Raw genomic sequence first — 21,378 nt, forward strand, 5'->3', positions numbered from 1 at the left:
GGAATTTAGAGCGCCAACGCAGGGAGCCTCCGCGACCGAAGATATTCGGCCGGAGCTGCTCCGGTCCGGTTCAGGTCCCGACTACGCAGGTGCTGGGCCGGATGACTTCCGTATGACGAGAGGGCACTTCATCAGCACCTTTTCCGGTCTTGTACTTGTACTGCGGCGCTCAATGATGTCAATTAACCGCTTGGCGGTTTCTGCCCCGATCTCCGCATGGGGCAGGGCCACCGTTGTAAGCGCCGGAACCAGGTTTGCAGCCACGAATTCCTGGTCGTCGTACCCGACGACTGAGAGCTGTTCCGGTACACGGATGCCGGCAGACGCGGCAAAGAGCAGCACTCCAGTCGCCGAGCGGTCATTGGAACAAAGAATCGCCGTCGGGCGCTCTGTCCCCGTGAGAACTGCCTCGGCTGCACGATAACCGCCGTCAATATTCCACCCGCAAGGCACAACCTTCTGCGCGCGCCATTTCAGGCCGGCGCGATCCATCGCACTGCGGTAACCCTGCTCGCGAAGAGGCGTGGCGTCGCCCTTGCCTCCCTGGAGCAGTACTATTCTTCGATGGCCCAAGCCCAGCAGTAGCTCGGTGGCAGATCGTGAGCCGTCGAATTCATCGGGAACCACTGCCATGAGCCTCTGCTGGGAGTCGAAACAATTGGCCAGCGCGGCGGGCTGGGCCAGTAGCTGATCGGGAACATCAAGTTCATGAAGGGAACCAGCCGCGTAAATGAGCCCATCGACACGACGTTGCTGGAGCGTTTCGATCGCTTCCGGATCCCGCTCCGGAAGCTGGTCGGTGTCGATCACCAGGACCACATAGCCGCGCTCAAGAGCGGCGCCCGAAGCCCCGCTAATAACCCGGCCAGCAAACGGGCTGCTGACAATCTGGTCTGTAACGATGCCCAAGGTCGAAGTGCGCTGATTCCTAAGGCTTACCGCGATGGAATTTGGCTTGTAGCCAAGCTTCTTGGCGGCAGCCAAGATCTTTTCCTGGCTGCCTATGGCGACATTGCCGTCCGCGTGCCCGTTCAAAACCAGCGAGACGGCCGTGCGGGAGACCCCCGCTAATCTGGCAACGTCAAGAGAGGTCACGTCACGCACAGCCATATGTTTGCTCCTTGCCTGTCAAACCTTAGCCAATTCTACCTAAACCGTGTTAGACGCATGGCAGGCGCGAGGATCGGGGACATATATGCTTCGCCCGATAACTTCCGGCAGGAGGAGACCCGCCAGCCCCTCCTGCCGCCAGAGCTGAATCAGCCCAGCTTGCCCAGCCTCTTCGTCTGCTTGGGCGAAACTGCGGCCCATCGTCGCCCGGCTCGTGGACTGCCTTCTCTGGAAAACCGGCGAGCCTGCGCCAAGAAGACTCAATCCCCGGGAGCTGCAGAGTGGCGACTCGTTCCGGCGATGCTCAAGCTGAACATGTCGCAGATACGGGCGGAGGTCGCCGCCGCTGGCATGGAGTTCGTGCAGGATCCGGTCCTCGCGCTTGTTGGGCGGTCATCCCATCGAGGTGGTGATCCAATGGACGCCGACAGGGGCGCTGTCGAGGGCGGTGTGCCTGCTTGCGAAGAAGTGCGTGTTCCTCGTTGACGAGCCGTTCGGCCAGCGGTCGGCGCACCTTGGAGCCCGCGGCTGAACAGTCGACATATCAAACACCTCCGAAGGTATCGGGAGGGCCCACGGATCAACCTCGGGCCCCTCCCCAAGGGGATCTGATACATTCCGTCATGACATCTGCGGAGGTGTTTGAGAAGGACTAAGTCAAGTCATATCAGCGGAGCTGTCCAGGCCGCGTTGGGTGCGCGGCGCCCGGCGGCGGCTCATAGGTCCGCATGTCCAGGCGGTCGGCACATCCTGTGAAATCAAACTCGACCCGCCACAAAAAGATGGTGCAGGGGCATCGAAGCTCGCGTTCCCAGAGGAGACACTGCCGTGTCAGCACTGTCATACATCCTTGACACACCTCAGTCTCACAAACGATCCATTACTGAGACGGCCGCCGCACTCCTGGGGCTCCAGACGTTCCCGTGGCGACACGGGCAGTCGCTGTCTCGAAATGCCGTTCAACAACACTTGGTTTCACAACGGCTAATCGTTCGGGATTAAGAGAACTATGGGGACGGCTATGGCTGTTAGCGGGTACGCGAGGGTTTCCACCACGGACCGGAACCTTGATCTGCAGTCCACTGCACTCCGGGCCGTCGGCGCAGCGCCGGCCGTTCCGGGCAACGGAGTCAGCGGATCCACGGTGAAACGCCCTCGACTCTCGGCCAGTGCGTCCTGGACGTCGTCGAGAACATCGGGGAACAGGGTGCAGGTTTCTGATCCCTCGTGGCGGACGCGGACCAGATTCCGGACGAAAATTCAGCTTTGACCGCGATGCAGTCTTTGACAGTAATGCCGTCAAGGCGGGGAAAGCAGTGGCAAGGACGGCCCTCAACTCGCGGCGGACGGCAGGGTGAACTCGTCCTCCAAGGCCTCCCGTACCGAATCGGGGACCTGACTGCGCATTATCTCGAACCGGCGATCAACTCTGGGCCGGCGGTTCAGCCTTCACACTCGTTGCAGTACGCGTGGCCGTCTTTTTCGCGGGCGAGCTGAGACCGGTGCCGGACCAGGAAGCAGGAATAGCAGACGAACTCGTCCGCTGCCTGGGGGATGACCTGGACGATGAGTTCGTCGTTGACGATTTCGCCGCCCGGGATAATTGCATCATCCATGGAATCTGATTCGTCCAGGTCACGCACGATCCGGGCATCCGGTGCGTTCTCGGACTGCAGCGCCTCGAGCGAGCGGTCCTGTGATTCCTTGACGTCGGAACGGACTTCGTCATAATCGGTTGCCACTTGTGGTGCTTCTCTTTTCATTTGTGGTGGTTACAGCAAGGTGAACGTACAGCATCGGCGTATGATTCCCCCACTCTTGGCGGCATCAACCCGGTGACTGTTAGTTCGGATTGGCGGTCTTTTCACAGCTCAGTTTGGCGGTTTTCGCACCGTTGGCTTGGTGGATTTAATCTCTCCTTGGCGGCGTTCCGTGATCGCTTGGTCTCGCCTTCAGGGAGAGTGATGCGATGCGGCTAGTCCTTGAGTGCTCGCGACCGTCTATAAAATGTGGCTCGTGACATTCCGAGATCGCGGGCAACCTGTGCTGCGGGTTCACCGCCTTCTACCAGGCGGACAGCGCTTCGAACCTGACTCTCGGTGACCTGGCGGGGCCGGCCGCCAAGGTCCTTTCCGGCTTCTCTGCGTTTGCTGATGGAGTCGGTGACGCGTTCGCGTTTGATCTCGTGTTCCATTTGGGCGAGAGCGGCCATGATCGTGAACAGCATCGACCCCATGGGTGTTGCGGTATCGACGTCGCCACCGCCCAGGTTCAAGACGCGCAAACCAGCACCTCGACCGCGGAGTTCGTCGGCGAAGGAAAGCATGTTCTGGGTGGATCGTCCAAGCCGGTCCAGTGTCGTAATGACGAGGGTGTCTCCGTCAATCAGCGCGTCGACTGCTCGATCGAACTGGGGTCTTGAAGCCCGCGCCCCGGAGACACCGTGATCCACGTAAAGGTCATCGCGGCGGACGCCGGCGGCTAGAAGGTCCACCTGCTGCCGGTCGGTGGACTGCTGCCGCGTCGAAACGCGTGCGTAGCCGATCAGTTTTGTCATGGGCTCTCCGACGTGTCTCGTAACTAATGGTGGATACACCGATTCAACCAGAAGCTTTCGAGACATAGTTACGAGACTCACCGGCCGTGCAAAATTCATTCAATTCCACGAAATTTAGCGCACTGCCGGTCGTCGCTGTAATTCAGTCGGTAAGACGCCTCATATCCCAAGGGTTTCGAGACAGTCACGGGTGTAGCGTTTAGGGCGCCTTCACCGTTCATTTCAATCGTTCGGGGTAAACGTGCGTACCGAGGCTGGCTACGGCGCCGATGCAGAAAGCATGCCTGGCTGCTCGCCTAACGACCGGCTTACGGGCGCCGGTCCTAGGGTGTGGCCGGCGGCGTAAGTGCAGCGTCGATGGCGGACTCGACGGCATCGCGGCGTGCGTCGGTCGGTTGGACAAGAAGCGAGTGGATAGCTTGGATCAGTGCTGCAAGCCTGGGCGTTCGGATCGTTGAAAGGCGTTCCATGGAAGTGGCAAGCGATTTCGTGACGAGGACGTCTACGTGGTCTCCGTGGGCGCCCGCGCGAGACCCGTCGGGAGCTATGTGGCTCCCTCCGATCGAGATGTCGCCCAGGAGCGCTAGCAGAGGTACGCGGATCTCGTCGGGAACATCGCCGGCCGCGACAGCTGCGATGAACGGCACTGCATAGGCCGTTGCTTGATAGACCGTGCCCTGATGGCAGATGTTCGAGTAAAGCCCGTTACTGATTGCCAGGGAAGGATCAGCTCGAAGCGCGGCCAATGATCGCGACACGTCGCCTGCGATGGCGAGTGACACGTCCCCCGTTCCCAGCGCAACGACGCCTTGTCCGTAGCTGTGCTCCAGCCGGCTCCAGTCGACGTGGTCGAGTTCGTCCAAAGCATCGAAGCCTGTCCCGTTCGGTTGATACGGAGTATCCATACAAGTGAGAGTAACCAGCGAACGCGGAAGGATCCTCATCGGAACGGTCGTTTGGGAGTTACGGCCCGCGTGGCAGCAGGCTGTTAGGGTCTTCAAATGATTGAAGTCATCGACTACGACCAGGCCTGGCCGGAACGGTTTGAATCACCGCGTGCGGAGTACGCCCATGTGTCCGGGAAGAACACAATCGTCCAAGGACTAACCTCAAGCAAGACAAAGGACCGACCGCCGGCCCTGAGCGTTACCGCTTTGAAAACGTGCGGTCGGGGACAGATCGGATTTGTGACAGTTGATCAGCTATCACGAATGGGCAGACGACTAGGCTGGCCCGTATGCGACCACCGGAGCTTTTAGTTCTGCCCCTAACAGCGAGGGCCAGTCATGGCTGATCTGATCCTCTTGAACGGGCCGCCCGGTATCGGGAAATCTACTCTGGCCAGGATGTTCGCCGATCGCCACCCGGGCACATTGAACTTGGACATCGATCAGGTGCGCTGCCTCATCGGCGGGTGGCAGGATGACTTCCAGGCCACCGGGGAGATAGTCCGCCCCGTCGCCCTAAGCATGGCTGCCACCCACCTGGCCGCAGGTCGTGATGTCATCATGCCGCAGTTCCTCGACTCGGATGAGGAGATCGCAGGCTTTCGGGCCGTCGCCGAGGACACCGGCAATCGCTTCCAAGAGATCGTCATCATGGACACGAAACAGCGCGCCGTGGCGCGGTTCGCAGACCGTGGGGCAGGGCAGGATGTTCCCTGGCACGGGCAGATCAAGGCAATTGTGGAACACGGCGGCGGCGTGCAACTGCTGGAGTCCATGTACGACGGGCTGGTCGGTGGACTTCGTACGCGGCCAGCAGCGACCCTCATCCACAGCACTAACGGAGCTCCTGAGGAGACCTACACGAACTTGATGAGAGCACTTGCTCCGGAACAAGCGGTGCAGGAGCCGTAGCAGCACACCGTCCGCTCCCGTCGTGGACACTTTCCACACCGCATTGGCCTCGCCATCACAGCGTTGAACGAATGGGACGCGGTTGTGAATTGCCGTGGGGACGCAAGGATGTCGTGGCTACCCCGCAGTCGCGGTCTGAGACGATCGGGACATGAGCATTAGCGCGAGAGGCGAACCGGATCAGATGGTCATCTCCTTGGGAACCCGGCGAGCATCGGTCATCGACGATGAGCCAACCGCCTCGTTCGCCCTGGGCACGGTCATCCTTGAGTCGGTTCAAACGAAGTCCGCCCGGGACACCTTTCGGCCAGTCCGCGCCGTTGTGGAGATCCTCCGACACAGCGGTGGGTTGATGCCGCGAGCACTCCTGGGAGGGGCCTTCACGCCCAGCGAAGACGAGGCTGATCTTCTCATCGAAGTTCAGACCTCGGGAGAAGGCAGCACCGGAAAGCCTTCGTGCAAGAGCCACTTGTGGACCCCGCTGATTCCAGGACTGCCAGACGAGTTTGCGCGGTCGGTCGTCGACGGATTCATTCGGCGCCCGCTGCCGGTCGGCCGCATCGTTGTAGACCGCGCGGGCTTCGATCCTGTCGAATCATCGCCCTTGGCCTTCGAACTGGCTGCCGAGCTCCTGGCAATCGTGCTCCATGCCATGCTGATGGGAGGAGAGGTAGAACAGTCAGCACGAGCCGCGATTGAGGCCTGGCCGTGAGCGTGGGCTCAACCAGCTAACCGGTCGGCGGGCTTCCGCAGCACGATGATCCATCCCCACCGGACGTTGCACAGGACGATAAATGGCAGACTGTGGTCGTGATTCCTACTCTGAACTTACCCGTTACAATCAGCGCTGGGGCTCAGGAGCTCACGCTGCGCAGGGCTTCCGCCAACGACCTCAGGGCACTGATGCTTCTTCTCGGGGACGATCCAATCAGCGCAACGAGGGGTGACAAGGCCGACCATTCTGATGTCGCCGCGTACCGGTCTGCATTGACGGCCATCGTCACAGACCCATCCAATGACCTCCTCGTGGTCGTGAACGAGACCGACGAGCCCTTGGCGACAATGCAGCTCACCCGGATACCTGGCATGGCCCGACGCGGGTCGACTCGGCTTCTGATCGAAGCCGTTCGGGTCCGTAGCGACAACAGGTCAAGCGGCATCGGCTCAGCCATGATGCGCTGGGTCATTGGATGTGCAGCCCCCGCCATGGAGGCGTCGCTTGTGCAGCTCACCTCTGACGAGGAACGTCAGGACGCACGCCGCTTTTATGAGGGATTGGGATTCGTTGGATCGCACCGTGGTTTCAAGTACAAGGTGAGATGAAGCTGACCATCATCGGATGCGATGTCGCGGTAGCCGATCCCTCTACGGCCTGCAGTGAGACGCTGAGCTGCGGTTTGATCTAATGGGATCGTGATTCGTTTAGCGAAGGATGGCGACATCGAGTCGATGGTTACCATTGAACGTGCCGCAGATGCCATATTTCATGACATAGGCATGTCAGCTGTTGCGGATGGTGATCACATGCCGGCTGACGATCTCCGTAACTACCAACGTGCTGGGAGAGCATGGGTCGATACGGATGATCTCGGCCATGTCTTGGCGTATCTTCTCCTTGACGTCTTCGATGGGGTCCCGCACATCGAACAGGTCTCGGTACACCCGAGTTGCGCAGGCCAAGGCAAGGGGCGAATGCTCATAGAGGCGGCTGCCAACTGGGCCAAGCAGGAGGGTTTTTCCTCCCTGACGCTGACAACTTTCACCGAGGTGCCGTGGAACGCTCCCTACTACGCACGCTTTGGTTTTGAAGTGATTCCGGTAAGCCAACTGTCATCAGGGCTTAAGCAGATCCGAGAGCATGAAGCTGCCATGGGACTGGACGCGTGGCCGCGAAGCGCTATGCGACGTACGCTGATCGGTTGATGTTCATAGCCGGCCTGGCTAGGACGTACGGCGGAGGATCCCTCAGCGTGAACTACTGGTTAGAGCGCATCGGTGTCCTGCGTACTGCGCGACCTCGCCGAGGAGTTCCGCGCTGTGGGGCGCGAAGGCGCACTATGATGTCGTCGACGGCGAACATAGCGCGATGTCACGAAATGGCACGTAGTCCCGTCTCCTAGGGGAAACCTTATCGGGCGGAAATTTGGCTATGAGGGCGAGTTGTCATTTTCCGTCGTCACATCAGTGCCGCCGACATGCTTTCGACGTCGAATTTCCTTCACAGTAAGAGCAGATTCCACAAGCCAAGCTATCCCAAGGAGAACGGACGCCACGGCCGTCCATCCTGACCAGCCGAACAAGCCTAGGGCAATCCAGATTATTCCGAACGCAATCCAGACGTTTTTCAGCCACATAAGATCGGCCGTCGAGCGCTTGGGGAACCGCGCAGAAGACCTGATCTTGGCACGCATCCTCTCCAGCACGATATTCCTTCGGTCCGCGGCAATCTTCGTCCTGGTCGTGAGCCTACGGGCTGAATCCTTTCTTGTCTCGGGGCACCATGAGCCGAGCCTTAACCGGGCCGAAGCTCACGAGCTTGTGCTCGTGCCGAGGTGCCCGCCGTTTGCACCTCGAATTATCGCTGCCAATCACAAGGCCAAGAGTGTTGCAGTGGGGGACTGGCTTACGGGCAAGGTGCGAGGGCTCTTTGGACCGAATAGCGTCCTCGGTTACTTGCCCACTGGTTCTGTGTCGTCGCCAACACGGGGTCACGTCCCGCTGAGTTGTGGAGTTTCTCGACACCGTGCGGGTCAGCTGGTTTTGATTATGCCGCAGCGAGTTCGGGAATTGGAACCACCTCCTCGACCTGCTTGGCTGCCGGTGTGCCGGATTCGTTCAGTTCTTGCATGGATGCTTCGGAGAGGTAACGGCGGTCTCCGGCCTCCCACTCGTCGTGCTGCTCGACGAGTACCGCACCGGCCAGCCGGAGAAGGGCTGCCGGGTTGGGGAAGACCCCGACAACGTCGGTGCGTCGTTTGATTTCTTTATTCACTCGCTCCATCGGGTTGGTGGACCAGACCTGACGCCAATGTTTCGTCGGGAACTCGGCGAACGCGAGAACGTCTTCACGGGCATCGTCGAGCATCGCGGCGACCTTCGGGTGGGACTTCCCCAGCATGCGGGTGACCTCGTCGAACTGAGTATTCACATGCCCGGCATCGGGCTGGGCAAACACGGTGCGGATGATCGACGCCACCATCTCCTGGGCGCCCTTGGGCACGGTCGAGAGCACGTTGCGCATGAAGTGCACGCGGCAGCGCTGCCAGGATGCGCCCTGGAAGACAGTGTTGATAGCCTTCTTCAGCCCGGTGTGGGCGTCTGAGATGACGAGCTTGACCCCGCCCAGACCCCGGGTCTTGAGCGAGCGGAGGAAGTCCGTCCAGAACGCCTCGTTTTCACTGTCGCCGACGTCGAACCCGAGCACCTCCCGGCGTCCGTCCGCAGCGACACCGAACGCGACGACGATCGCCTGGGACACCACCCGGTGATTCACGCGCGCCTTGCAATACGTCGCGTCAAGAAACACGTACGGGTAGCCCAACGCGGATAAATCCCGGTCACGGAACGCGCCGACCTCCGCGTCGAGGTCGGCGCAGATCCGCGACACCTCGGACTTGGAAATCCCGGAATCAGCACCAAGAGCCTTGACCAGATCGTCGACTTTCCGGGAGGACACCGTGCAGGTACGCCTCCATCACGACAGCGAACAAGGCCTGATCCACGCGGCGGCGCCGTTCGAGCAAGGAGGGGAAGAATGAGCCTGCCGCAGCTTCGGGATCTTCAAGTCCAGGTCCCCGGCCGTCGTGGCCAAGGTCCGGGGGCGCGTCCCGTTGCGGTGCGTCGCGCGCTCATCGGTGCGTTCTAACGGGCCAGCGCCGATAAACGCGGTCGCTTCCGCGTCGATGAGCTCCTGGTAGAGCTTCTCCGTAGCGGTGCGGACCCGTTCAGTGACATCGGTGAGTTTCAGTTGGCCAAGCAGGTCCAACAAGGCAGACTGGTCAAGAGCCATCGTGTGTTTGTGTCCTCTCGTGAGATTCCTAGACAGTTCTCACTGACCATCGCACGATGGCTCTTCACGTCAACGAAGCGACGCTCAGAACCCGAGATTTACACACTCCACGGGACGTGACCCAACACGGTTCGGACTGAAGCGCGGTAACCTACAGCCCATGAGCAGGCGCAACGTCATCCAGAGGACCTTCGACGAGTTCGGCAGGTCTCTGGGCGGATCGAAGAAGTCCGGCTCGTGGTATGTCACCGGACCTGACGCCATCGCCGTTCTGAACCTCCAGAAGTCCCAGTACGGTCCGCATTACTACCTCAACGTCGGCCTTTGGTTCTTGGGTCTCGGCGCCGCAACAAACCCCAAGCCGACCCACTGTCACGTTCAGAGTCGTCTGGAGGCATTGGTCCCAGCAGAACACCGCCGGAATCTGGAGTCCTTGCTCGACCTTGATCAAGTAGTCGATGACGAAGAGCGACGGACCGAACTGCTGGGCCTTCTCGCGGTCCAGCTTGAACCATTGGTTCAGGCAGGGACGTCCTTTGATGGTCTCGCGACCGAGGCCGGTCAACGCTTGCTGATGAAGTCACTGATCGACGGTGACGGGCAACGATTCCTCGCGACACGTGCCGCCGGTTCCTGAGCCGCCGGGTTTCCCACCCGGGGCTCATGGCGCTGCCGGGCATGCCGACGATTCTTACGCGACCGCAGATTCCTCCAGCTGGCAGCCAAGCCTCGCCATCCCTAATTCCATGCCATTACCGACCACTGCAGTCGGAAGAAACGACTCGCGTGCCCCACACCGCAACCGGCTTCGACAAAATCACTCACTGCTCCCCTCATCGAGATTGATTAGCATACGGGCAACCTCTTTTGGACCCTCGAGGACAACTAGTTGCGCGCCAGGGTAAAGCGCCTCAGATCCTGGGGCATCTTCGACAAGTGCCCTGACCGATGCTTTCATCCATCCGTTTTCGTCCGGGCGGCTGAGCAATTCCAGCACAATGCTGAACTGCGGACCGGTTGCTGGCCAGCCCGGAAGCACTTCGGCCTCGCCGCCTAAGTAGGGGACCGCTGTAGTCATGTAGATCGGGCCAGGCGGAGGGCCCGACCGGAGCCCCCCTCGGCAGCGGAGAGAAATCGTACGAGACCGGCCCAATTGGTCATTGCAGTTTCCATCCGAATCGGTTGAGTTGGTCGAGTTGGTGCTCCTCAACGTAGCGTGCTGGTCCGATACGTCGAGGTTGGCGAGCCGCATGAGTTGATCGGCGAGACCCGGAGACCCGGACCTTGACCACCGATCCTTCACCATTATTCAGAATGCCCGGCGAGTCACGAAGTGGGGCCAGCGATAACCGTCCTAACGGGGCCGCCCAACGCTGTCCCAATCAAGGGTCTGGTGCGTCTCCTTACTTAGCGTCCTCCGTCGTGGATGATTGTCGTATGAGTGACGAATTGGGTCCCGCTTTCCGGACGCCCCACGATGCGCTAGAAGCAGTCCTTCGCGTACACAACATGGTGATGAGTGGAGGCTTCTCTCACGCACTGGACCCGCAAGTCCTCGGCTCATCCGATTTGGATTCGGCGGTTCGAGGATTCCAGTACCTTGGTGCAGACAGGCTTGCCCTTTTGATTGCCAGGGCCGCGAGGACGGACCCCGATGATGACAACGCCATCGACGAACTGGATGCGGAGTACGACCGCCTCGTTCCGAATGACCAGTATCTGGAGGATTTGTACCGTTTACACCGCGATGATGCTCCCGCAAGTGAAACTTCCGTCTAAGGCGGATAAGGGTTCGACGGAAGCTTCACTAGCAGGAGTGATCGGCTACCAATCCAATTTCCAGGTTCCGGCTCTGAATTGCTTGAGCGTGTACTTGGCGCTGAAGGCTTGAGGTCCCGCGGTCCCTTCGATCTCTTCCAATACAGGCACGGCCAGATCGGCAGCCCACGTCAGGCACTCGGTCGCCGCAAACAACCTAACGCCTATCTGCTCGTCGCGCATGAGACCTTCCAAGCCTGCGCGTCCGTCGGATGTCTCCCGGAGACGCTTCGCAAGCCTATGCAGACGGTCGGACAGCGCGTTGGCCTTCGAGACGTTGTCCAGGCCAAGAAGATCCCAAGCCAAGACTCCTTCCCGGTAATCTCCAAGCGTTTCGGAAGTGCCGCCTGTGGTCATTTACCCAACCGATTTCCAGGATCAGCCAACAACCGGAGTGCCATGAAGTCGCAAGCTTCGTCTTCGGTTTCAAAGCGTGTATGGCCGGTACGCCCACCGCGCTCCGAATAGAAAACGGACCATCCACCCAACTCGGGCGAGAGGCAAAGGCATTCGTCGGGAACCTCTCCGGTCAAACTATATGCGTCGGGATTTACGCCTTCTGAAATTAGGAGGTTTTCAAGCCTTCTGCGATTCATTTTATGTTCACCGGTTTCAGTACACCATTGCCAAGGCCAGTTCCCCGACCACCCAAGGCGGTCGCGCCGAGCCCGAATGCGGCACAACGTGGAAATGTGGGCCCTGAACCACGGCGAAATCCAATCATGAGCAGAGCGGGTAATGTCCGTCGTCGTGTGTCGCATGCACGTTGAGGATCCCTGACCGTGCATCAGTCACGTGAAGACCAAGCTAGTCTCACGGCAAGGACTGGGCGGCAGAGGGAAAGCTCTCCTCTGGACCGCTGCCCTGTTTACGGCTCTGGCCGTACAAGGGCCATCACGTGGGAAAAGTTTTGCAGGAGTGTCGGGTCTGCGGTGACCATTCGCCGAATGGCGATCTGAACCACGTCAACCGCGGTTTTGGCGGTAACCCGGACCAGGGGGTATCCCTCCTGGATCACCTCCCAATGGGCTCCGGGAATTGTGTGGGTGAGCACGTCACCGTAGAACATGCCGATGGGTCGGACAAGCGCCGAGAGGGAGGTTTTGTCGTCGATGGAATCGATGAGGTTATCGATGGCGGCCAGGCCGTCCTGAGACCGTGGTAACTGCGTCCCGTTGGAGTGAAAATGCGCGAGCAGTTCGTCGTATCCACCGACATTTGTTGGCGGGGGGCTGGACTGCTGCCTGTCGACCGGCCGGTATTCCGCGAAGCGTCGCGGCATTCCCGAGGGGAGCCCTTGCAGCGGTGCGGCGGGATCCTGCGGATCTGTCATGCCGACAGCCTACGCCTGGTGGTTCGGCATCCCGGCCGCCCGGAAGCACGATGCCGGGAATCCAAGACGAGCCCCAATGGGACGCTCTCTCCCTTCGCTGGAACCTACAAGATCGATGATCCTTGACCCAGCCGTGCTGCTCCGAGCGCGCCATCCTATGAATACGGTTAGACGGTCTATATGCTCCGATCAGCGTCGACCTTCTAGGGAGCACGATGAAGCGCATTCGGTTGTGGCAATGCATAATTCCCTACTTGCTTCTCAGCATGCTGCTGACGTCTTGCGGCGACAAGATGACGGGCGGACCCGGGACTGCGGAATCCGCGCCGACCTCGACCAGCTCCGCTTCCCCCGACAACTCCCCATGGGCCACCAGCTCAATCCTTGGTTCGACCAGCACGTCTCAGCCTCAGGAAACCTGCGCGGCGTTCCTGCCCTCGACACCGTGCAGCAGGTACACCAGCGTTTCCGGCACGACTGGTGGTGAAGAACTGCTTTGGGTGGCAGAGGGGACCATCAAAGTGCGGCTGACCTCCGTTGAAGGCACCCTGCAGATGGCCATGAAGACGGACTGCTCCCCTATTAGCGCGTCAGCGACAATCGCCGGAAACGCCATGACGCTCGGGAAGATCGCCACTGGCGCCAGCGGCTGCATAGGTACTGCCGGTGACCATCAAGCCTGGATTCAAGAATTCCTGAAACGACCCATTGCAATGACGTATACCCAGGACATTTTGACCTGGCAGAGCGGCATAGACACACTCAGCTTCAAAAGCGACTGACCGATCAGTTCCCGAAGTCGTCAGCACCACCTCTCGAACTTGGCCAAGGGCCCGTTTGGGAACCTTGACTGGGACAATTTGTCACTCCCGGCGCTGGTCCAGGCGCCCCTTCCCTTGCCGCCATATCTGGGCCATCCGTACTGTCACCACCAGCGAAACCAGCCCGGATACCAATAGCAAGACGTTGACAACAGCACCATCGGCGTAGGTTGCTGCAATTACCAATGAGATAAGAGCGGCCGCGGCCATAGCGATCGTGAGGACCGGGATAAGCCACTTAGGCGTCCCGGGTGGTATGCGGGAACTGTGGTGTCTGCCGGACTCTTCGGGCTGCATCAGCCATTCTCTCCACCGGGAAAGCCCGTTCTCAAGGAAATAAGGGCGAAGTTGATTCCCATTCAGCGGGACGGTCCGATCTCGCCACATGTCACCTACACTGACGAAATGATCAACAGGTTCTTGAAATCGATTGACTCAATCTGGAAGCTGATTTTCGCTTGTGTTCTGGTGTTTGCAGTGTCGTTTGGATTGTCGCTAATCGCGATTTGGTCGTTACCAGCCGGGGAAGTGGTTGGAAATGTCCTCAGGGCCATCGCGGCTGTCATCTCTGCGCTTCTCATCCTGGCATTTATCAACAGGCCATCTCCCTCCAGTCCTAGGGAACCTCAGAAGTAGCATTTGTCGCGTAAGCCTGTCCCTCATAGGAAGCGAGACTTGGAGCACCCCTTCCTCGATCGAGAGCTAGCGGATGCCTCTTTCAGCGGCTCCCAGGATGCTCGACCTGGTCCCCTGCTTCCATGGCGGTTCCCGTGGAAGGTTGCCCGCGGCCTTGACGGCCGCATACCCGGGTGCGACATTTGGTAGCATCGCAGGCGCACCGGGGAAGGCGCTCGTCCCGAGGAGGCGCAATGCGTGCCAGGGAGGCCATCAGCTTCACCTTTCCGGAAATCCAGGAGTTCCAGGACCGTCTGGTGAGAAGGACCCTGCTCAGCCTGTCGTGCTGGCTGATGCTGATTCTGGCGACGATTGGCACGAAACTCGGGCTCGGGGATGGCCCGTACCTTCTCGCTGTCCTCGTTTTTGGTGGATGCCAACTGGCTTTGTCGCTCGCTTACTGGTCGCGGCAGAACAAACTGACCCCGCGCCTTAGTCAGAGGTTCGCCGTGGAATTCATGCTGCGCACAGGCAACCCGGCCGCCCCGGAAGGTCTGGACATCCTGAAGGTCAAGCAGACCGTGGCCGCGCGTGATGAGCATGGACAGCCACGGTTATGGACCATCAAGCGACGGGGTGAGGTGTTCACCGTCGTGCCGACGTAGTCCGTCCAGGACTGATCCGGGTCCGGGTCCGGGTACTCCACCACCAGTTGGCCGGCGCGGGAGGACCGCAGGCAGCCAACTAGTGCCGGTTGGCGGGTGTAGAAGGTCCAGACCGCCGGCTGGCGGAAGACGGGTCCGGCGCCATGTCGGCTTCAAACGGTCGTCCGGGTGAGGATCGAGCCTCGAAGAGAATGAGTGCAGACCGACCGTCGTCCGCTGTCACTCCGCGAATCTCCGTGGATCGGGCTACCGGCCGGAAGTTGAAAGTCTCGTGCATCCTGATGGATGCCGTGTTGTGTTCGTTAGTGAAATAGTAAGCAACCGAGGCCCGAGACCAGATCCATTCCAATCTCGCCCGGGTGAGGGCAAAACCGACTCCTCGCCGGCGAAACCCTGGAGCGACCACCACGCCCCCGAGATAATGGCCTGCAGGAGAGCGGCCTTCGGGATTCGGGTGGAGATGCGTCTTGGCCACGCCGACGACCTCGCCTTGCATGACAGCCACCAATACGACCCGGTCGCTCCTGGGGGCGATCATCTCGCCGGTCCAGCGTGTTCGGTCGCTGGCATCACAGACCGCATTCACATGCCCCAAGTCATCCAGGGTGGCTTCACGAATCTGCATGGACAAAGCGTACTGGGCGAGCAGAACCGCCCCTCGTTCCTGCCCGCAAGCCGGTCGATCACCGTGCCGCGGAAGCTCAGCGCCAAGTTTGTCGTTTTCAGCGGTCTAGGGTTCGAGTAGGACGAGCTCGACTAGGTCTGGTCCTTTACCCCAGTTCCTAAGTATTTTCCGGGCACTGTCGTACTGCTCTGCTCGCGGAGCTTCCTGCTCAATAAGGGGGGAGAGATCGATGATGAAATCCAGCATTGGATACAAGCCGTCCGGATCCGATCTAAAACCATCCAGGCCGGCAAGCCTCAATCCGAGTTGCTGCGCCCTGTCCAGGGCATCAAAAACTATCTCGATACCAATTAGAACTATTGATTCTCGGATGCTCACTTGATCTGGGAACTCGGATGCCAGTGCTGAGATGAAGTCGTCTTCTAACAATCGTTTTTCCAATCAAACCTGGTGCAACGGGTCCTGACCAAAGCAAGCGCAGCCGACTCCAGATGAACGGCTCTCGGCAGGGACGATGGATTCATTCAATGCTGGTGGCCGCCGATGGCGCTTGTGTAGATCGTCTCCGGAATTTCCGCTCGATCCTCCCCAAGCCACATAAGTACGCGGTCACCGTGCTCTACGGCCACTCCCGCCACGCCGTTCGCGACAAGTGCCCAACCGAGGACAAGGTGGCCGTCGACGCGCACGTTGTGCGCCGTGCCTTTGACGACGTTGATAGAGGTGGCCGTGCGCGCGAAACCCGAGAGCATCCGTGTCCTTGCGAACTCGGTCAATTCATCGGCCAGGACTGTAACGAGGAAGGAGGCGTGATAAGGACCGGGCCGATTGGGCTTGAAGGTCGCTAGGCACTCGGATACCGTGGCGCCGGCTCCAGGACCCGACGCGATGGCGAAGCGTGCGATGACCGTTTCGCCGCCCGCCGGTCGTGGCGTCGGGGCGATCAGGCCGCTCGGCTTGATTCCCAGGGTGCTGACGCCGGACGCGTAGGAGCCGAAGGCTTCAAGGTCGGCTAACGGATGCCCGCGACGGTCGGCGGCAGAAATTGGCTCCGCCAGTGGTGAAATCCTCGCTACGACGACACCTGAGCCACTGACCCGGGGTTCATACATCGCTCCGCACATGAAGCCGATTCTCCACCGGACGGCCGCAAAGGTCATCCCCTCCGCCGAGCGCCCTGTAGAGGATCCCATTACTTGGGCTGAAGGGTGACAAATAGCGCTGCGAAAAAACCGCCATTTATCGCTGCGAGTCACAATCCAGGTTCCCAGCTCTTGTTTGGGATTTTTCGTGGCGGAGGAGCGGGCCTGAGGTGTCGCGGTGGGGGACCGTCTTATGCAACGATTTGAACGGGCGGTGATGCGAGAAATGTTTCGCTGTGTTTCGGGACCTTCGCGGTGCCCGCGGAGGTCCTGGTTGGGTCCCCGCCAACGGACCAGCTCATTCAAGCATTGTGACTATCCGGAGAAAGCTGTATCTATGCATCGTCCCCGCGCTTAAACTCCGGTATGGATAAATGGAAGCTCCGCGTCGGATTTCTGCTTATGGCAATTGCAGTGGTTGCGGTTTGGTCAAACTTCATAATCGTAGACTCGGAACCTTGGACCTGGACCAGCGTAGGGATTGCGATTTTGGCTACAGGGATCAACCTCGTGATCCTATGGAAGGTTGTGCTCCGACAGCGCAGCGAATCCTGGAAGGACCACCAAACACCCCCGCAAGGCGGCAGTTGAATTTCTTCGCAGTCCTGTCAGCGTTCGGCTTGAGGGTCATCAGGCTGGCCCCTCTGGCCTGATGCTCTGTAATCACAAAACCGGGGGCCCGTCAGAACCAGCGCCAGAGCGTAAACCTATGCAAGGAAACATGGAACGATGGCACGCCACCACCTAAACCGGTGCACGCTCAAGGATCCCATTTGAGTCGGGCGAGATCCCGGAAGCGGCTCACGCCCACCCGGAGGATGGCCGCGAGTTCAGGCCCCGGACGTGTGCCGGTAGGAGACTGTGGCGAATGTGCTGCCTACCAGGAGTCCGGTGACCGCCGCGATTGCCCCGGGGTTCGTCAAGGGAGGAAAGAGGCTGCAGAATGCATAGGCCAATATGCCCGAACACAGCAGGGCCGAGATGCCAGTGACGACTGCACGCGTCTTGCGGGACGCTGCCTCGGTCACGAGGAACCTGGCACTGATCACAACGCCGGCAACAACCAGCCCAAGGATTGCCATAACAATCACTTCGACTACCAGGAAGTACAGACCCCAGACAAGACCGCCAACACTGATTGGAGTGCCCCACGCGTAACTGAGGAAGTGAACTAAGGCTCCGACCGCTCCCAACCCGATACCCAAGCAGACCAGTCTGCGCGACGCTTTTCCGGTGCGCCACCACCCAGGTCGGGTGCTGCTTTTCGTCATTATTCGGTTCCGCCTGTCGGGGTTTTGCCGCTTGTCGCATCGGCTGGCCGGGACAGTCTTTCGGCTTGCTCTTTGGCGACCTGCATAATCGCGAGGAAATCCGTCCGCGGGAGGTACTCCCCGCCGGGATTCCGGATAGTCCGCCCGAGGTACGGATCGCGCTGCTCCAGATCCTTTAGCTCGTTCCGCAGCGTGGTGTAACCGGCCTCCTGCTCCGCCTGTGCTTTTACCGGAACCCACACGATCAGCAGGGCCACCGGAATCGTGGGGATCATCATGGCAAGCACAAGGACATTGGTGAACCACGACTGCGGAATCCCCGAACCACTGAGGAGTAGCACGACGCCAAGGCCGGCCAAGGCCACCGTGGTGCACCTGTAGCGCAGCCTCAGGAGAGCGAACGCCGATGGCCCCTTAATCAGACCGCTGCTGCGGATCTCATTCACTACCATTCAGGTCCCCCAGGTCGAGCCGCAGCGCGGCAATTCGTACTGATCCTATGCCCGCCGGCCAAGTTAGGCGGCGGGCTGCGGCTCGCGGTCAGCGAGGGAACATCCCGCTATGGCTGTCTCGGTGCATTCGAAGAAGACCCCCAGCACCTGTCGCCACCAGCCCACAGATGAGAAACACCGAACGATGGCACGCCACTACCTAAACCGGTGCACGCTCAAGGATCCCTATTCGTGCATGATGGCCGACCAGCTCGCGGGCAGCCGCGCGGGATGATGCGAGCCTAGGCATCCCGGTAGTGGAGGCGCCGGAGTGGGGAGGACGGGTCGTCCGGCTTTTGGAGCATCGTCCCGAATTTCTCCCAGTGGCCGCTGCAGACGTGAAGTCCCTCTAAGACATCGCGGTTCCCGTACCGGTATAAGAGCCAAACGTGGATGTCGGCCAGTGGCGGGTTCAATTGCGACGGCATGAGGTCGCGCGAATTCGACGGGGGCACATAGTGGCTGAACGCTGCTGTCAGATTCCCTGGCGGACCGAACGGGTACATCACCAGGTGCTTGTTCGGGTGCCCGTTCAACTTCTTGGCCAGGGCCTGCACTCCGCCACGCTGCTCCTTGTCGACGATGTGCAGCGATTGCCGAATCAACTCCCATGGATCATCAGGTGAGGGTTCGTGCGCGATAGACCACTCGATCTGATGAGACGCAACCGAATGCTGACAGCGTTGAACGCACAGCACCTTGACCCCGTCGTCGTAAGCCCGAAGGCCGAGGACCGGGTCGGCATCGATGCCCGGGCGCACCTGCCGTTCGTCGCGCGATGACCAGTGATACTTACATCCGGGCTTCGCCGTCCACCGCAGGACATCTGCCTCGATTTTGTGGCGCACGGCTTTGGTGGCGCCTCCCACGATCGTGTACGGCATTATCACCCGTACGCAGTGGGGCAGTGTGGCATCCGGCATCGGGTCCAGGCATTGTTGTGCTTCACGGACGGCAGGCGGAGTGGTCGTGATCACTTCCGCCACGTGGTTCCCGTCCAGAGATAGAAGGTCGGGCATTCCCGGTTTGGATCCGTCGTCGTGGTGTTGGAATTCCACTCCGAGCTCGCCTTCGAGCACGATTCTCGCGTGATCTTCTTCTTCCGCCGCCCTAAATGCCATCCTCCGCCCTCCCATGTGAACTTTCGACGACCTCTCAACCAGGCTTCACCCGGCGAGCGAGGCATTACCCGCCATGCTACTGAGCCGAGCGTTGAGATACCCACTGAGGGATCCCCTTACGTGCTGGAGGGTGACAAATAGCGCTGCGAAAAGAACGCCATTTAGCGTTGAGATTCACATACATGGCCCAGGCGAGCAACCGCGCGGAACGTGGCGGCGGGCTTCCGCGGCACGGTGATCGACCGGCTTACGGTCCATGGTGCATGTCCCGCAAAGGGCCTCCTTCGGATGTTCCTGAAATCAGCTGATTGCGCCTTTGGTGGGGGACGAATCGGGAGGAAGCGTCCTCGCAGGTCGTCTCGTCGAGGGTCGATCCTCTAGTCCGCCGAAGGGGCATCCCCTAGGATCAGAGTGATTCGCTGGATGACGGCGAAATTCAGGGGGATTCAGTGGACACTTCACCGGAGGCCGGCGGAAACTTCGAAGCCTTGGACGGCGTTATCGGCGGCCTTCCGGCGGCAGGGGAAGTCGCGCCCGCGCAGACTGCAGTGCGCAGGACGCGCCGCTGGCCATATATCGCGACGATCGTGGTTCTGGCCGCAGGCCTACTCGCCCTCGGAGATGGCTATGCCTACAGCACCAACTCAGCGGAGCAATGGCGCACGACGTCGGAGAAGACATCACGAGATCTCGCTTCGATGACGGCCGACCGCGACAGCCTCACTCAGAAGAACACGACGCTGACATCCCAGCTCGGCGACACAACAAACAAGCTCGGCGACACAACAAGCAAGCTCAACGACACGACAACTCAGCTGAACACAGCCAACGACCGTATCCGGTCACTTGCCAACGAGAAGGCTCAGGTGGGAGACAGTGCAGCCATGCTGGCAGAGCTCGTTGCCGCTTCGCAGACGGTGAGCGGTGAAATGGCCACATGTATCCACGAACATCAGAACTATGAGACATATCTCGGTGGATCACGGCCCTACGATCAGGCGTCTGTGCAGTCCCGTCTCCAGTCGCTCAATTCGGTCTGCGCAGTGGCATACAAGGACAGCGACAGTCTCACCCGCACCATCCAAGGGCTAAGCAAGTGACGCCTGCACTCTTCCGTCTCGCTGCGGCGAGTACGTTCGTCGTACTCTCGCTCGCGGGCTGTGCACTCGCCCCGGTGCCACCCCCTTCCGATGCCAGGACGGCGGCCCAATCGCCGACTGGAGCGCCCGCGCCGGCCTCTGTGGCCGCAGCCCCCGCATCCCCTGCGCCGGCTGTCACGGTGGCCGGCTTCAGCAAGTACGAGAAGGCTGCCCTGCGGGTGCGCAACATCGGCTGCGGCGGACTATCCTCGGGGTCCGGTTTCGCCGTCGCAGACCACGTGTTCATCACGAACCGCCATGTCGTCGGCGGCGCTGCGCTGCTCCAGGTGAGCACTTACGACGGCAGGGACATCAGCGTCAACGCGGTCGGCGCCGTCATAGTCGCCGACCTCGCCCTCGTATGGACGAAGGAAGCTCTTCCGGCCACAATCCAGCTTGCACAAACGAACCCTCCAACAGGGACGGAAGTGTCGGTGGTGGGCTACCCGCTTGGAGGTGAACTCACCACCACAAATGGTCGCATCCTAAGGTACGGACCCGACCCGATCGGATGGTCCTCAAAACCGATGATCTACAGCAATGCCCCCACCGAGCCCGGCAGCTCCGGGAGCCCCGTCGTCGACGCCGGAGGTCTGCTCGTGGGGGTCGCCTACGCGGGCGGCGGCGGCCAGTCCATCTTCGTGCCGGTGGAAACCCTCGCCCAAGTCCTGAAGAACCCATCGGGATACTCGAACGGTTCCAAATGCGAAGGCGTACTTTGACCTCCTAGTCACAGCAATACTTGGACCTGCTCGCCAAGCTGGGGGAGCCGTACGGTCGAAGAAGAACCCAAGTCGAAACG

At 60.3% G+C, this 21,378-nt stretch carries 23 protein-coding genes and 1 pseudogene; 11 read left to right on the forward strand and 13 right to left on the reverse strand.

Going from position 1 to position 21,378, the window contains the following annotated elements:
* Window positions 1-81: 81 nt before the first annotated feature.
* A complete protein-coding gene (locus ACP4XC_RS22215) occupies window positions 82-1,110 on the reverse strand; it encodes a LacI family DNA-binding transcriptional regulator (protein WP_427175214.1) in 1,029 nt (342 codons plus the stop codon).
* Window positions 1,111-2,131: 1,021 nt separating this feature from the next.
* Between ACP4XC_RS22215 and ACP4XC_RS22220 the strand changes: the two genes are divergently transcribed.
* Window positions 2,132-2,380, forward strand: coding sequence for a recombinase family protein (locus ACP4XC_RS22220; RefSeq protein ID WP_427175215.1), 249 nt, complete (start codon window positions 2,132-2,134; stop codon window positions 2,378-2,380).
* 172 nt (window positions 2,381-2,552) lie between these two features.
* On the opposite strand, the gene ACP4XC_RS22225 is transcribed toward ACP4XC_RS22220, so the two are convergent.
* From ACP4XC_RS22225 to ACP4XC_RS22235, 3 genes are all read right to left on the reverse strand, one after another.
* A complete protein-coding gene (locus tag ACP4XC_RS22225; RefSeq protein ID WP_427170894.1) occupies window positions 2,553-2,852 on the reverse strand; it encodes a DUF4193 domain-containing protein in 300 nt (99 codons plus the stop codon).
* A 233-nt stretch (window positions 2,853-3,085) separates the two neighbouring features.
* Window positions 3,086-3,667 (reverse strand): recombinase family protein, encoded by a 582-nt coding sequence (locus ACP4XC_RS22230; protein ID WP_427175216.1) that lies wholly within the window; start codon window positions 3,665-3,667, stop codon window positions 3,086-3,088.
* A 323-nt stretch (window positions 3,668-3,990) separates the two neighbouring features.
* Window positions 3,991-4,572, reverse strand: coding sequence for a hypothetical protein (locus ACP4XC_RS22235; protein WP_427175217.1), 582 nt, complete (start codon window positions 4,570-4,572; stop codon window positions 3,991-3,993).
* 381 nt (window positions 4,573-4,953) lie between these two features.
* Here ACP4XC_RS22235 and ACP4XC_RS22240 point away from each other — a divergent pair, with 381 nt between their 5' ends.
* The 4 genes from ACP4XC_RS22240 to ACP4XC_RS22255 all read left to right on the forward strand — a co-directional run bounded on the left by ACP4XC_RS22240 (window position 4,954) and on the right by ACP4XC_RS22255 (window position 7,449).
* On the forward strand, window positions 4,954-5,526 hold the full coding sequence (locus tag ACP4XC_RS22240) for an AAA family ATPase (RefSeq protein WP_427175218.1): 573 nt from the start codon (window positions 4,954-4,956) through the stop codon (window positions 5,524-5,526).
* A 151-nt stretch (window positions 5,527-5,677) separates the two neighbouring features.
* A complete protein-coding gene (locus ACP4XC_RS22245) occupies window positions 5,678-6,238 on the forward strand; it encodes a hypothetical protein (RefSeq protein ID WP_427175219.1) in 561 nt (186 codons plus the stop codon).
* A 98-nt stretch (window positions 6,239-6,336) separates the two neighbouring features.
* A complete protein-coding gene (locus tag ACP4XC_RS22250; protein ID WP_427175220.1) occupies window positions 6,337-6,849 on the forward strand; it encodes a GNAT family N-acetyltransferase in 513 nt (170 codons plus the stop codon).
* Between the two features lie 90 nt (window positions 6,850-6,939).
* Window positions 6,940-7,449, forward strand: coding sequence for a GNAT family N-acetyltransferase (locus tag ACP4XC_RS22255; protein ID WP_427175221.1), 510 nt, complete (start codon window positions 6,940-6,942; stop codon window positions 7,447-7,449).
* A gap of 841 nt (window positions 7,450-8,290) precedes the next feature.
* Here the strand turns inward: ACP4XC_RS22255 and ACP4XC_RS22260 are convergent.
* A pseudogene (locus ACP4XC_RS22260) lies at window positions 8,291-9,430 on the reverse strand (IS256 family transposase).
* A gap of 265 nt (window positions 9,431-9,695) precedes the next feature.
* Here ACP4XC_RS22260 and ACP4XC_RS22265 point away from each other — a divergent pair.
* Both ACP4XC_RS22265 and ACP4XC_RS22270 read left to right on the forward strand, forming a co-directional pair.
* Window positions 9,696-10,172 carry a DUF4304 domain-containing protein gene (locus ACP4XC_RS22265; protein ID WP_427175222.1) on the forward strand — a complete coding sequence of 159 codons (477 nt, stop codon included), beginning with the start codon at window positions 9,696-9,698 and terminating at the stop codon, window positions 10,170-10,172.
* A gap of 800 nt (window positions 10,173-10,972) precedes the next feature.
* On the forward strand, window positions 10,973-11,314 hold the full coding sequence (locus ACP4XC_RS22270; protein WP_427175223.1) for a DMP19 family protein: 342 nt from the start codon (window positions 10,973-10,975) through the stop codon (window positions 11,312-11,314).
* Between the two features lie 45 nt (window positions 11,315-11,359).
* Here ACP4XC_RS22270 and ACP4XC_RS22275 read toward each other — a convergent pair whose 3' ends face one another.
* A complete protein-coding gene (locus tag ACP4XC_RS22275; protein ID WP_427175224.1) occupies window positions 11,360-11,710 on the reverse strand; it encodes a hypothetical protein in 351 nt (116 codons plus the stop codon).
* 511 nt (window positions 11,711-12,221) lie between these two features.
* Entirely contained in the window at window positions 12,222-12,686 is a 465-nt protein-coding gene (locus ACP4XC_RS22280) for a DUF6278 family protein (RefSeq protein WP_427175225.1), read from the reverse strand.
* Window positions 12,687-12,901: 215 nt separating this feature from the next.
* On the opposite strand from ACP4XC_RS22280, the gene ACP4XC_RS22285 reads away from it, so the two are divergent.
* Complete coding sequence (locus ACP4XC_RS22285) at window positions 12,902-13,468, forward strand: hypothetical protein (protein WP_427175226.1); 567 nt, start codon at window positions 12,902-12,904, stop codon at window positions 13,466-13,468.
* A 908-nt stretch (window positions 13,469-14,376) separates the two neighbouring features.
* The gene (locus ACP4XC_RS22290) at window positions 14,377-14,787 is read left to right on the forward strand and encodes a hypothetical protein (RefSeq protein ID WP_427175227.1); all 411 of its coding nucleotides are present in this window, start codon (window positions 14,377-14,379) and stop codon (window positions 14,785-14,787) included.
* Between the two features lie 79 nt (window positions 14,788-14,866).
* Here ACP4XC_RS22290 and ACP4XC_RS22295 read toward each other — a convergent pair whose 3' ends face one another.
* The 6 genes from ACP4XC_RS22295 to ACP4XC_RS22320 all read right to left on the reverse strand — a co-directional run bounded on the left by ACP4XC_RS22295 (window position 14,867) and on the right by ACP4XC_RS22320 (window position 19,437).
* Window positions 14,867-15,412 carry an N-acetyltransferase family protein gene (locus ACP4XC_RS22295; RefSeq protein WP_427175228.1) on the reverse strand — a complete coding sequence of 182 codons (546 nt, stop codon included), beginning with the start codon at window positions 15,410-15,412 and terminating at the stop codon, window positions 14,867-14,869.
* A 105-nt stretch (window positions 15,413-15,517) separates the two neighbouring features.
* Window positions 15,518-15,841, reverse strand: a complete 324-nt coding sequence (locus ACP4XC_RS22300) for a hypothetical protein (RefSeq protein WP_427175229.1) — start codon at window positions 15,839-15,841, stop codon at window positions 15,518-15,520.
* A gap of 95 nt (window positions 15,842-15,936) precedes the next feature.
* Window positions 15,937-16,605 (reverse strand): hypothetical protein, encoded by a 669-nt coding sequence (locus tag ACP4XC_RS22305; protein ID WP_427175230.1) that lies wholly within the window; start codon window positions 16,603-16,605, stop codon window positions 15,937-15,939.
* A gap of 779 nt (window positions 16,606-17,384) precedes the next feature.
* A complete protein-coding gene (locus ACP4XC_RS22310) occupies window positions 17,385-17,636 on the reverse strand; it encodes a hypothetical protein (protein WP_427175231.1) in 252 nt (83 codons plus the stop codon).
* A 188-nt stretch (window positions 17,637-17,824) separates the two neighbouring features.
* Window positions 17,825-18,277 carry a hypothetical protein gene (locus ACP4XC_RS22315; RefSeq protein WP_427175232.1) on the reverse strand — a complete coding sequence of 151 codons (453 nt, stop codon included), beginning with the start codon at window positions 18,275-18,277 and terminating at the stop codon, window positions 17,825-17,827.
* Window positions 18,278-18,558: 281 nt separating this feature from the next.
* Entirely contained in the window at window positions 18,559-19,437 is an 879-nt protein-coding gene (locus tag ACP4XC_RS22320) for a hypothetical protein (protein WP_427175233.1), read from the reverse strand.
* A 449-nt stretch (window positions 19,438-19,886) separates the two neighbouring features.
* Between ACP4XC_RS22320 and ACP4XC_RS22325 the strand changes: the two genes are divergently transcribed.
* Together ACP4XC_RS22325 and ACP4XC_RS22330 are read left to right on the forward strand one after the other, a co-directional pair.
* Complete coding sequence (locus ACP4XC_RS22325; protein WP_427175234.1) at window positions 19,887-20,537, forward strand: hypothetical protein; 651 nt, start codon at window positions 19,887-19,889, stop codon at window positions 20,535-20,537.
* Entirely contained in the window at window positions 20,534-21,298 is a 765-nt protein-coding gene (locus ACP4XC_RS22330; RefSeq protein WP_427175235.1) for a S1 family peptidase, read from the forward strand. The genes ACP4XC_RS22325 and ACP4XC_RS22330 overlap by 4 nt, the downstream gene beginning before the upstream one ends.
* Window positions 21,299-21,378: the final 80 nt, after the last annotated feature.

It is taken from the genome of Arthrobacter sp. 92, assembly GCF_050260325.1.
GTDB lineage: Bacteria > Actinomycetota > Actinomycetes > Actinomycetales > Micrococcaceae > Arthrobacter.

What these genes read in the sequence shown, in the direction of transcription:
- ACP4XC_RS22280 (WP_427175225.1), bottom strand. Translation starts at nt 12,686, where the DNA reads ATGACAGATCCGCAGGATCCCGCCGCACCGCTGCAAGGGCTCCCCTCG.
- ACP4XC_RS22295 (WP_427175228.1), bottom strand. Translation starts at nt 15,412, where the DNA reads ATGCAGATTCGTGAAGCCACCCTGGATGACTTGGGGCATGTGAATGCG.
- ACP4XC_RS22275 (WP_427175224.1), bottom strand. Translation starts at nt 11,710, where the DNA reads ATGACCACAGGCGGCACTTCCGAAACGCTTGGAGATTACCGGGAAGGA.
- ACP4XC_RS22220 (WP_427175215.1), top strand. Translation starts at nt 2,132, where the DNA reads ATGGCTGTTAGCGGGTACGCGAGGGTTTCCACCACGGACCGGAACCTT.
- ACP4XC_RS22305 (WP_427175230.1), bottom strand. Translation starts at nt 16,605, where the DNA reads ATGGGATCCTCTACAGGGCGCTCGGCGGAGGGGATGACCTTTGCGGCC.
- ACP4XC_RS22290 (WP_427175227.1), top strand. Translation starts at nt 14,377, where the DNA reads ATGCGTGCCAGGGAGGCCATCAGCTTCACCTTTCCGGAAATCCAGGAG.
- ACP4XC_RS22265 (WP_427175222.1), top strand. Translation starts at nt 9,696, where the DNA reads ATGAGCAGGCGCAACGTCATCCAGAGGACCTTCGACGAGTTCGGCAGG.
- ACP4XC_RS22310 (WP_427175231.1), bottom strand. Translation starts at nt 17,636, where the DNA reads ATGGCAATCCTTGGGCTGGTTGTTGCCGGCGTTGTGATCAGTGCCAGG.
- ACP4XC_RS22240 (WP_427175218.1), top strand. Translation starts at nt 4,954, where the DNA reads ATGGCTGATCTGATCCTCTTGAACGGGCCGCCCGGTATCGGGAAATCT.
- ACP4XC_RS22245 (WP_427175219.1), top strand. Translation starts at nt 5,678, where the DNA reads ATGAGCATTAGCGCGAGAGGCGAACCGGATCAGATGGTCATCTCCTTG.
- ACP4XC_RS22215 (WP_427175214.1), bottom strand. Translation starts at nt 1,110, where the DNA reads ATGGCTGTGCGTGACGTGACCTCTCTTGACGTTGCCAGATTAGCGGGG.
- ACP4XC_RS22270 (WP_427175223.1), top strand. Translation starts at nt 10,973, where the DNA reads ATGAGTGACGAATTGGGTCCCGCTTTCCGGACGCCCCACGATGCGCTA.
- ACP4XC_RS22230 (WP_427175216.1), bottom strand. Translation starts at nt 3,667, where the DNA reads ATGACAAAACTGATCGGCTACGCACGCGTTTCGACGCGGCAGCAGTCC.
- ACP4XC_RS22320 (WP_427175233.1), bottom strand. Translation starts at nt 19,437, where the DNA reads ATGGCATTTAGGGCGGCGGAAGAAGAAGATCACGCGAGAATCGTGCTC.
- ACP4XC_RS22285 (WP_427175226.1), top strand. Translation starts at nt 12,902, where the DNA reads ATGAAGCGCATTCGGTTGTGGCAATGCATAATTCCCTACTTGCTTCTC.
- ACP4XC_RS22315 (WP_427175232.1), bottom strand. Translation starts at nt 18,277, where the DNA reads ATGGTAGTGAATGAGATCCGCAGCAGCGGTCTGATTAAGGGGCCATCG.
- ACP4XC_RS22235 (WP_427175217.1), bottom strand. Translation starts at nt 4,572, where the DNA reads ATGGATACTCCGTATCAACCGAACGGGACAGGCTTCGATGCTTTGGAC.